The 9,914-nt window shown below is 42.1% G+C and carries 8 protein-coding genes and 1 pseudogene; 5 read left to right on the forward strand and 4 right to left on the reverse strand.

The features are described 5' to 3' along the window. Positions 1-44: 44 nt before the first annotated feature. Positions 45-1,103 (forward strand): glutaminyl-peptide cyclotransferase, encoded by a 1,059-nt coding sequence (locus JWQ85_RS10065; RefSeq protein ID WP_299467495.1) that lies wholly within the window; start codon positions 45-47, stop codon positions 1,101-1,103. Between the two features lie 287 nt (positions 1,104-1,390). On the opposite strand, the gene JWQ85_RS10070 is transcribed toward JWQ85_RS10065, so the two are convergent. Together JWQ85_RS10070 and JWQ85_RS10075 are read right to left on the reverse strand one after the other, a co-directional pair. Further along, positions 1,391-4,183: a hypothetical protein gene (locus JWQ85_RS10070; RefSeq protein WP_299467497.1), complete on the reverse strand. Its 2,793-nt coding sequence runs from the start codon at positions 4,181-4,183 to the stop codon at positions 1,391-1,393. Positions 4,184-4,207: 24 nt separating this feature from the next. Continuing rightward, complete coding sequence (locus tag JWQ85_RS10075; RefSeq protein WP_299467499.1) at positions 4,208-5,179, reverse strand: GlxA family transcriptional regulator; 972 nt, start codon at positions 5,177-5,179, stop codon at positions 4,208-4,210. A gap of 135 nt (positions 5,180-5,314) precedes the next feature. On the opposite strand from JWQ85_RS10075, the gene JWQ85_RS10080 reads away from it, so the two are divergent. Both JWQ85_RS10080 and JWQ85_RS10085 read left to right on the forward strand, forming a co-directional pair. After that, complete coding sequence (locus tag JWQ85_RS10080) at positions 5,315-5,881, forward strand: dihydrofolate reductase family protein (RefSeq protein WP_299467501.1); 567 nt, start codon at positions 5,315-5,317, stop codon at positions 5,879-5,881. Positions 5,882-5,891: 10 nt separating this feature from the next. Further along, positions 5,892-6,470: a dihydrofolate reductase family protein gene (locus tag JWQ85_RS10085; protein WP_299467503.1), complete on the forward strand. Its 579-nt coding sequence runs from the start codon at positions 5,892-5,894 to the stop codon at positions 6,468-6,470. 129 nt (positions 6,471-6,599) lie between these two features. Here JWQ85_RS10085 and tnpA read toward each other — a convergent pair whose 3' ends face one another. Continuing rightward, a complete protein-coding gene (gene tnpA, locus JWQ85_RS10090; protein ID WP_299467505.1) occupies positions 6,600-7,034 on the reverse strand; it encodes an IS200/IS605 family transposase in 435 nt (144 codons plus the stop codon). Positions 7,035-7,289: 255 nt separating this feature from the next. Continuing rightward, complete coding sequence (gene pgi, locus JWQ85_RS10095) at positions 7,290-8,936, reverse strand: glucose-6-phosphate isomerase (RefSeq protein ID WP_299467507.1); 1,647 nt, start codon at positions 8,934-8,936, stop codon at positions 7,290-7,292. A 252-nt stretch (positions 8,937-9,188) separates the two neighbouring features. On the opposite strand from pgi, the gene JWQ85_RS10100 reads away from it, so the two are divergent. Next, positions 9,189-9,626: a hypothetical protein gene (locus JWQ85_RS10100; RefSeq protein ID WP_299467509.1), complete on the forward strand. Its 438-nt coding sequence runs from the start codon at positions 9,189-9,191 to the stop codon at positions 9,624-9,626. Between the two features lie 87 nt (positions 9,627-9,713). Then, positions 9,714-9,914: pseudogene (prfB, locus tag JWQ85_RS10105) on the forward strand (peptide chain release factor 2); the annotation flags it as partial.

Here is a 9,914-nt window from a genome sequence, read left to right on the forward strand (position 1 = left end):
ATTAAAACATATTGAAGATGCCTTTTGGCCTTCTGCCATTTAAAATGAATAAAAGAATAGCCCTTTTCGCAATAATAGCCTTGCTGGCCTACGGATGTAAAGACAATAATAAGGCCGATGAATTTACGATAAGCCCCGATGCGGGCAGCAATTACAAATCTGGCGATGCCATTGCCCTAAAAGTTGGTTACCCTGCGGATGCCAAGATAGATTCAGTAGTTTACCTGCTGGATTCTGCTCGAGTTGGCGTGGCTAAAGACTCGTCAGTAGTAAGTTTAAAAACAGATAGCCTTACCCTGGGTGCAAGAATTATTACCGCCAAAATATATCAGGCAGGCAAAAGCCAGGAGCTTACCACCAATATTGTATTACTGGCCGCTAAAGCTCCCGAAGAGCTGGCTTATCATGTAGAAAAAGTTTTCCCACATGATACCGCATCTTATACCGAGGGCCTGGAATACCACGATGGCGTGTTGTATGAAAGCGATGGCGGCCGTGTGGCCGAAGGGAACGGCCAGTCGAGCCTGCGTAAGGCCGATCTTAATACCGGCAATGTACTTAAGGTAGTAAATATTGACCCAAAGATATTTGCCGAAGGTATAGCTGTTATAGGTGACAAAGTGGTTCAGCTAACCTATACTGAAAAGATTGGTTATATATATGATAAAAAAACGCTGAACCTGCTGAGCAAGTTTGATAATAACGTTGGTGTAGAAGGCTGGGGCATGACTCACGACGACAACAAAATTTACATGGACGACAGCACCAACCGCATCTGGTTCCTTAATAAAGATACCTACCAGCAAATGGGGTTTGTTGACGTATATGATGACAAAGGCGCGGTTAACGAAATTAACGAACTGGAATATATTGACGGGAAGATCTACGCCAACGTTTATCATAAAGATTATATACTGGTGATAGACCCTAAAACCGGCGCTGTTTTGCAAAAGATTGACCTGACCAACCTTTACCCCGAAGCCAGCCGCAACCCCGAAGCTGATGTATTAAACGGTATAGCTTACGATAAAACTACCAAGCGCATTTTTATAACCGGTAAAAAATGGAATAAACTGTTCCAGGTAAAGTTTATTAAGAAATAATTAAGCCAGAACGTCATGCCGAATTTATTTCGGCACCTCACGTGCAAAGTGGCCACTTGTCCTGTGGGATCCTGAAACAAGTTCAGGATGACGGGGAGTTTAAAAGAGAAAAGCGGGCAATTGCCCGCTTTTCTCTTTTAAAAAAATGTCATTTCGAACGAGGTACGAGGAGAAATCTTTTACAATGGATAAGTCTCTACCTGCCAATTGTAAAAGATTTCTCTTCGCGGCCTACGCTTTCCCAACCCCACGCTCGTTCGAAATGACATAGCATGTATAGTCCCCGATCAGCGTTTTTCAACGCTGATGCTTTCTCTTTTTACTCCTACACTGCCATCCAGATCGGCACCTTCGGCAATAATAGTGTACTTACCAGGGGCATCGGCAGTGTAAAAGCTGATGGTAGCTTTGCCATCCTTGTCTGTAATAATATTGGGTTCCCAGTGTATGGTTGATCGGATATCGGTCATGTTGGGTGTAGGGTTCAACGAGTATTTAGGCGAATAAAATTGTTTAGGTATGTTAATAGGCATTGGCCTGAACACATAAGTACCAATCGATTTTTTCATGAAAGGCCCGTGCCCGCTGCGCGTAGTAACCTCAATAAAGGCATGTTCCCAGAGTATCGCCATGGGGTCTACAAAGCGGTTGGTGTAGGCCGATACATTTGCCGACTTGGTCATGATCTCAATGCCTTTAATTTCTTCCGCATCATAGTAATCAAGATACTGGTTAAAATAATCGTATGGCCTTACGCCATCAGGTTTTAAAAAATCAATATCAACACCATCTATAATAATGTGCGCTAACTGTGTCCTTATGCGATAATAAATCACCCCGAACTTATTTGCAACCGGACCAAATCCCTTTACATTTTTATATAGCAGGTCGCGCAGGGTTGTTCTGCCCGCTTTTTGAAGCTGCTCATCATCAATAGTTATATCAGCCTCACCGGGCCCGTTCAGATTTTTAGAATCTTTTATTATCCTTTTACTTTTGATCTGCACCTCCTTAAGCACTTTACCACGGGTAATGGTCTCGAAGTTCTGTTTTAAGGTTATCTGGTTTTTTACAATGCTTAACTTGCTGTTATCGGCATTAAGATACCAAGGGATTAACCGTTCGGCCCTGGGGGTAAAAACAGGGGGCTTAAATTCGTCCATTTCAATACCCACGTTATTGCTTTTCCCTTTTTTGTTACGGGCCTGTATAAAGTATACCGCCGTATCCGAGGGGAGTATATCTTTAAACGTAAACACACCGTTTGCATTGGTAATGGTATCGGTTACCATCATCGGCTTTTTTGAAAGCAGCGTTATCCTCGAATTTGATACGGGTTTATTAAACACATTGGTAACACGGCCTGTAATTAAAAACTCCGGTTCGGCCGCATACGGCATTGGTTTGGTTGGGGAAATGGCGTCATTCCAATTGTAAACGGCCCAGCCTTGTGCTAAAAGCAGGCGGTCAAGGTCTTGCCATTTAATAGCATCATCCGCGCTGCGCTCATAATAACCCGGGTCTTCCACTCCGCCCTTAAGGTCTGATGTAAGGAGCATATAACTCATTATCGAGCTATTCTTTAAGCTGTCGGTTTTTACCTGCCCATCATCGGTAACAGCAAGCGAAAAACTGCCCTCAACAGGGTCCCCATATACATCAGTTACTTTCATGTTTAACGCAACACTATCGCGCTGTTTGTATATCGCTTTGTTGGCGCTTATAATGATGTTTAATTTATTGTTATAGTCGGCAAATACCATGCGCTCGTTAAGCGGTTTTTTATCAGCGCCAATTAAGGTTAGGCGCAATATGCCACCGGGTAATGTTTTTTTATTGAGAAGCAGTTTTGCAATGCCATTATTAAACTTGACCAAAGCCCCGTAAAAAACCATCCCCCTTGTATGGGCCATCAGGTAGTAATTATTTGTTGTAGTTGCTATATCAGGAGTGGCCGCTATAAAAACCACTATCGAATCGCTTTTGAACGGGTTGCTAACTTTAAGCACAAACCCCGAGGCTTTAACCGCCGGCAACGGAAAGCTTTTATAAGATCCGTCTGGCAGTTTTATTTTTGCCGAATAAACCTCGCCTGCCTGCGGCAGCATATGAAATGCACCTATGCCCTTGTGTGCCGAATTAAAAGTTGCAACCTCCTCCTGCTTATTGTTATATATACTGCCGGATACATCTGTACCCCGGCCATCCTCGTTTATAGCTTTAAAGGCTACATAGGCTGGTAAACCTGCAACCAGGCTACCCCCTTCGGGCATAAATTGCAGATCGATATTTTGAGGGCGGTTAAATGCTAATGGCATTACCAGGCTGCGGTTGCCCTCACGCTTGCGCAGATCGCGCATTGTTAACGATAAATTTTTGAAGTCGGCTTTTTCGGGCAGTTCGAAATTTACGTTTACCAGCCCGTCCATATCTGTATTTACGTTGCTTTTTAACCAGGTGCGTTTACCATCGGTTAATTTCAATTGCATTTCGCGCAAACCAACAGGGCCGGCATCTAAACTGTTAAATTTTAAGGCAAGCTGCACTTTGTATGCGTCGGTGTTTTTTTCGGTATGGGCGTTATAGTTTATCAGCCAGTCGTTATCAGCGACTTTGCTAAAATAAAAGGGTTTACTGTAAATGTAGGCCTCATCAAAGTTGCGCATCCAACTCGTGTACGCCCTTAAAATGTAGGTGCCTTGTGGCATGTCTTTCTCATCAAGCACTATATTGCCGTAGGTTATGGCATCAACAGGTGCCATGATTCGTTTTATGAGCTTGCTGCTATCGTTCGCAATCTCGATATACATGATACCGCTTTTTTTACTTGCCTTTAAGGTGGTGCTTTCCAGTAGATAAGCTTTAAACCGTAAGGTATCGCCCGCTTGATACGCAGGCTTATCTGTTTGCAGGTATATTTTTTCGATAGCTTGGCTGGTATTGCGGCTGTTAACGGTTGAAATAATATTGCTGATAATAGCTTTGGGCGTCTCCTGAGCCGATGCTGAAATGGCGAGGCTGCAAAATATAAATGCAATTAAAAGCCCCCGGACAAAGGCTATACGGTTGGTATTAAACATGCGGTTAATTGTGATATGACAGGTCTAATTTACATTATTATACTTATTCCTGTATTCTACAGGTGATAAGCCGGTTATTTTTTTAAACACCGTACGGAAGGCTTTGGTATCTGAGTAGCCCACATCGTACATTACCTCGTTAATATTTTTGCGGCTGCTTTCCAAGTGCTTTTTTGCGGCTTCTATCTTTACGCGCTGTATATATTCCAGCGGACTATTATTGGTGGCTTTTTTAAACCTGCGTTCAAAATGGCGTTTGCCAATGGCGTATTTTATGGCCAGGTCTTCAACAGAAATTTTCTCAGTAATGTTTGCTTCTATAAATTCCTGGGCTTTCTTTATCGGCTCGTCCTCGTGAGTTTTTTGCCCGTTAAACATAATAAATGGCGACTGGCTCTTGCGGTCAATCTCCAAAGCAAACATCTTGGCTGCCATAATAGACATATCGCGCCCGGCATGTTTTTCTATAAGATACAAAAGCAGGTTCCAATAGGAGGTTGCACCACCACTGCTGTACAGGCCCTTTTGCTCGGTAACAATTCGGTCGTCAACCAAGGTTATCTGCGGGAACACCTCCCTAAATTCGTTTGCAAACCGCCAATGGGTAGAACATTCTTTTCCGTCTAATAAACCTGTGGCAGCCAGCAGGAATGCACCAACACAAAGGCTGGCGGCTTCGGCGCCTTTGTAGTGCTGGTCAACTATCCATGGTAAAAACTCTTCGTTGCGTTTTATGCTGGTCCGCATATCCCCACCAAAGGCGGGTATAATAATAAGGTCGGTTTTTTTAACATCATTCAGTACTGCATCGGTATGTACCGAAAATAAGCCGCCATGCAACTTCACTTCCTTCTCTAAACCCACCAGCTGCACATTGAACATTGGTGGTTTGCCGGCTGCGGCTAAAAAGTCGTTTACGCCGGTAAATATTATCCGTGGGTCGACAATACTTGCCAAAACCGCCTCGTTGGTGATCAGGATAGTTACATGTTTCATGGTAGCGATGGGTTAACTGGTTTATAAAAATAAAAGTAAGGAAGAACAAAGTCGTAAACAACCCCTAAAAAGTCCTTTTTGCACCTTAATAAGTTTTTATAGCGGAAGTACCTTTGTATTATCAAACAAATAGTAATGAGGAAGCTAAAATTACAGATGCAGGTTAGCCTTGATGGCTTTGTAGCCGGCCCCAATGGCGAAATGGATTGGATGACCTGGGATTGGGACGATAAATTGAAAGAATATGTTAAAGGCATAACAGAGCCAATAGATACTATTATACTTGGCCGTGTGCTGGCCGAGGGTTTTATCCCCGTATGGAAAGAACGCGCTGCCGACCCATCTGCAGATGTATTTACCCATAAAATGGTTGATAGCCCTAAAGTGGTATTCTCTAAAACATTAACCACCCACCTATGGGAAAACACGGCCTTAGCAAATGGCGATATAGTTGAAGAAATAAATAATCTTAAAAAGCAGCCCGGGGGAGATATTATGGCTTACGGAGGCGCGCGCTTTGCATCGGCATTAGTAAAAAACAATTTAATTGACGAGTACCACCTGTTTGTAAACCCGGCTGCTATTGGGAAAGGTATGAGCATTTATAACGCTGTTGAGGAAAAGCTGGCCCTAAAGCTGGTAAAAGCCACTCAGTTTGAATGCGGCATAACAGTGCTTTGCTATAATCCTGCAGTGAAATAGAAATTTGAAGATGCGGAAGCTTATTGTGTCGATGAATGTAACCTTGAACGGTTTTATGGCCGGCCCGTATGGCGAACTGGATTGGCATGCGCCGTATTGGGATGATGAAATGGCCCGGGTTACAGCCGAACAATTGGGCAACGCCGATACCATAGTATTAGGACGCAATACTTATCAGGGAATGGCGCCATATTGGTCGGCCCAACAGGCAAACCTGCATAGCGCCCGCGAAGATGCCGACTTTGCAGATATGATGAATAGTTATGAAAAGGTGGTGTTCTCAAAAACTTTAACAAGTGTAAGCTGGCGTAATTCACGTTTGGCGGGCCGGAGTATCTCCAAAGAAATAAAAGAGCTTAAAAAATCAACAGGTAAAGATCTGATAGTTTATGGCAGCGGTGAACTGGTTAGCACCCTTATAAGCTTAAATATTGTAGATGAATACCGAATTTGGGTTTACCCTGTGGCCATAAGCAAAGGCAGGCCGCTTTTTAAGAACCTGCGCCAACGATTGAGCATGCGGCTGTGCAGGGTAAAAATGTTTGATACTGGGGTGGTGTTGATGTGTTATGAAGTGAAAGGTGATTAGCATGTTATCCGTCCCTTAAAAGGGACGGCAATGATTGATTGAGCCGTCATCATACATTTATATCATTGCCGTTGGCTTTAGCCAACGGATGAACAGGCAAATAATCCGGCTTTAGCCGAAACTTCTAAGCTAAGCGTGGATAGTTTGCCAGCCATATACAGTCATAAATTCCTCCGCTTCCTCTGCAAATGATTTTTTTGCATGATGTTTTTCCTGGTTCTTAATGTAATTAGCAACTGTTTCTACCTGTGATTCACTTATTGAAACAGCAAAATAATCATCTTGCCAATTGAATATCTCTTCAATTACATTTTGCTTGTTTATCCAGAAAGAGGATTCCCCTTTTATAAGCTGGGCTATTTTAGCAATGCTTTGGTCTTTTCCTAAAGATATTAAGCAATGGATGTGGTCGGTATACCCATTAATGGCTTGTAAAAATATTTCCTTCTCTTTGCAGTTTTCGATGATATGCTGGTGCAGTTTGTATCTAAATTCTTTATTCAGCCATGGCTGCCTGCTTTTAGTTGAGAAAACTAAGTGAATCCAGATTTTTACAAATGACATGTTTATTGGTTTGGCTAAAGCCAATATAGGAATTATAATTAATCCGTCCCTTGAAAGGGACGGCAATCAATTAATTGAGTATCCTTCATACCGGTTTATATCATTGCCGTTGGTTTCAACCAACGGATAGCCAAAAAGAAAGGAGAAATACTGTTCGATAAATGCATTATTGAACAGGATTTCTCCTCGTACCTCGTTCGAAATGACAGTTCGATTTTTACTGCTTACTGCAAACTCAAAACGGCCAACTGGAAATTACCTCCAGGCCTTGTACTGGTTGATCAAACCGTTGGTTGATGAATCGTGGCTGGTTATTTCCTCGTTGCCTTTTAACTCGGGTAGTATTTTACCGGCTAATTGCTTACCCAGTTCAACGCCCCATTGGTCAAAACTGTAAATATTCCAGATTATGCCCTGTACAAATATTTTGTGCTCGTACATGGCAATAAGGCTACCCAATGTGCGTGGGGTTATTTTTTTAACCAGGATAGAGTTTGTTGGGCGGTTCCCTTCAAATACCTTAAACGGTGCTATCTCGCTGATCTCTTCCTCGGTTTTACCGGCTTTCTTTAATTCGGCAATTACCTCTTCTTCGCTTTTGCCGTTCATTAAAGCTTCGGTTTGGGCGAAGAAGTTTGATAGCAGCATATTATGATGTTCGCCCAGCGGATTGTGCGATTGCGCAGGCGCTATAAAATCGCATGGAATAAGTTTTGTTCCCTGGTGTATCAACTGGTAAAACGCGTGCTGACCGTTGGTGCCCGGTTCACCCCAAATAACAGGGCCGGTTTGGTAATCTACATGTTTACCGTTGCGGTCTACATGTTTGCCATTACTTTCCATATCGCCTTGTTGGAAATAAGCTGCAAAGCGATGCATGTACTGGTCATACGGCAAAATAGCTTCTGTTTCTGCCTCAAAAAAGTTGTTATGCCACACACCTATAAGGGCAAGTATAGCAGGCAGGTTCTGCTCAAGCGGGGTGGTTTTAAAATGATTGTCTATAGCATGCGCGCCATCCAACAGCTCAACAAAATTGTCGAAACCTATGCTTAAGGCGATAGATAAGCCAATAGCGCTCCATAACGAGTAACGGCCACCAACCCAATCCCAAAACTCGAACATGTTTTTGGTATCGATACCAAACTTCTCAACACCTTCGGCATTGGTAGATAGTGCCGCGAAGTGTTTGGCCACATCCTCATCTTTACCACCATTTTTAATGAACCAATCGCGAGCGCTATGGGCATTGCTCATAGTTTCTTGCGTAGTGAATGTTTTAGATGCTATCAGGAACAGGGTAGTTTCGGGGTCAACTGTTTTTAAAGTTTCTACTATATGGGTAGCATCAACGTTAGATACAAAATGCAGGTTAAGATGGTTCTTGTATGCTTTTAAAGCTTCGGTTACCATTACGGGGCCAAGGTCAGAGCCACCAATGCCAATGTTCACCACATCGGTAATGGCTTTGCCGGTATAGCCTTTCCAGGAGCCAGATATGATCGCCTCACTAAATTCTTTCATGTGGGCAAGCACGCTGTTCACATCGGGCATTACATCTTTACCATCAACATACACGGGGGTATTGCTGCGGTTACGCAAAGCGATATGCAAAACAGGGCGGCCTTCCGTCACGTTGATCTTTTCGCCAGAATACATAGCGTCGATTGCCTCATTTACACCACACTCGCGTGCTAATTGTATCAATAAGGCAAGGGTTTGCTCGTCAATGCGGTTTTTGGAAAAATCCAGCAAAATATCCTCAAACTGTAATGAGAATTTTTCAAAACGCTGATTATCAGATTCAAATAATTCCTTTAAACTTTTCGACACAATATCAATGTAATGGTCGGTTAAATATTTATAGGATTGGGTGCTTGTGAAATCAATATTTGGCAGCATAGTTGTGATGTTTTTTGTAAAAATAACAAGTTAAAATTGACCCCTGCATTAAATGTGAAAAAAGGACAGTTCAGTGTTATTTTAACACACTATACATAGTGTTTGTTTTACACCAAGGAATTGTCATTTTAATAACAAAAGTTTAATAATATTTTGAATATTAAAACTTATAAATGATATATTTGTTGGGTTGGTAAGTAAACCAATAATTTTTCATCATTCTCTTAATTTGTTTTTTAATTACATACTATCATGTTCGAAAAACTCTTTTTGCTTGTAAAAAATAACGCCGGGGCGGCTGTTATGAATAACCCATTAGTTGCCGAAAAACATCGTGAGGCAGTAATCAACGATGCTTCAAGCTCTATTATCGAGGTTTTAAAGAACCATATGGAAAGTGGTAAATTGAAAGACCTGGTGAAATATTTCCAATTTTCGGCAATTTATGATAATCCGCTTATTACAAGTGTGGTAAACAGGTTTGCCAATAAACTGAACAACTTCTATAACATGGATACACCTACGGCAATGTCAATTGCCGGTAAGCTTATCCCGCCGGTTATGCACCAATTGATGGAAGAATCAAAAGGAGAACACAACAAGGAGTTCGCTTTAAGCGCTATCCTGTCAAAAATTAGCGGCAACGGCGGCGATATGACGATGCTGTTAAGCCAGCTGCGCACAGCTTAAAAAAATATTTATATAGAAAGGCTTACGATTGATATCAATTGTGAGCCTTTTTTATTTGCCCTGTTTTCATTTTTATATATTTGCCTTATGACAAGAGAAAATATGCAGGATTTAAGGGATAGAACAACTTCCCTGAGGAGGCATCTTTGACATCGATACCAAACTCGATGCCATGCAAAAGGAACAGGATATAACCTTAGGCCCAAACTTTTGGGATCATCCTAAAGATGCCGAGAAGGTTCTGGCATCCATCAAAACAAAAAAAATATGGACCGATGCTTTCCAGAA

This window comes from Mucilaginibacter sp., from assembly GCF_028288105.1.
Classification (GTDB): domain Bacteria; phylum Bacteroidota; class Bacteroidia; order Sphingobacteriales; family Sphingobacteriaceae; genus Mucilaginibacter.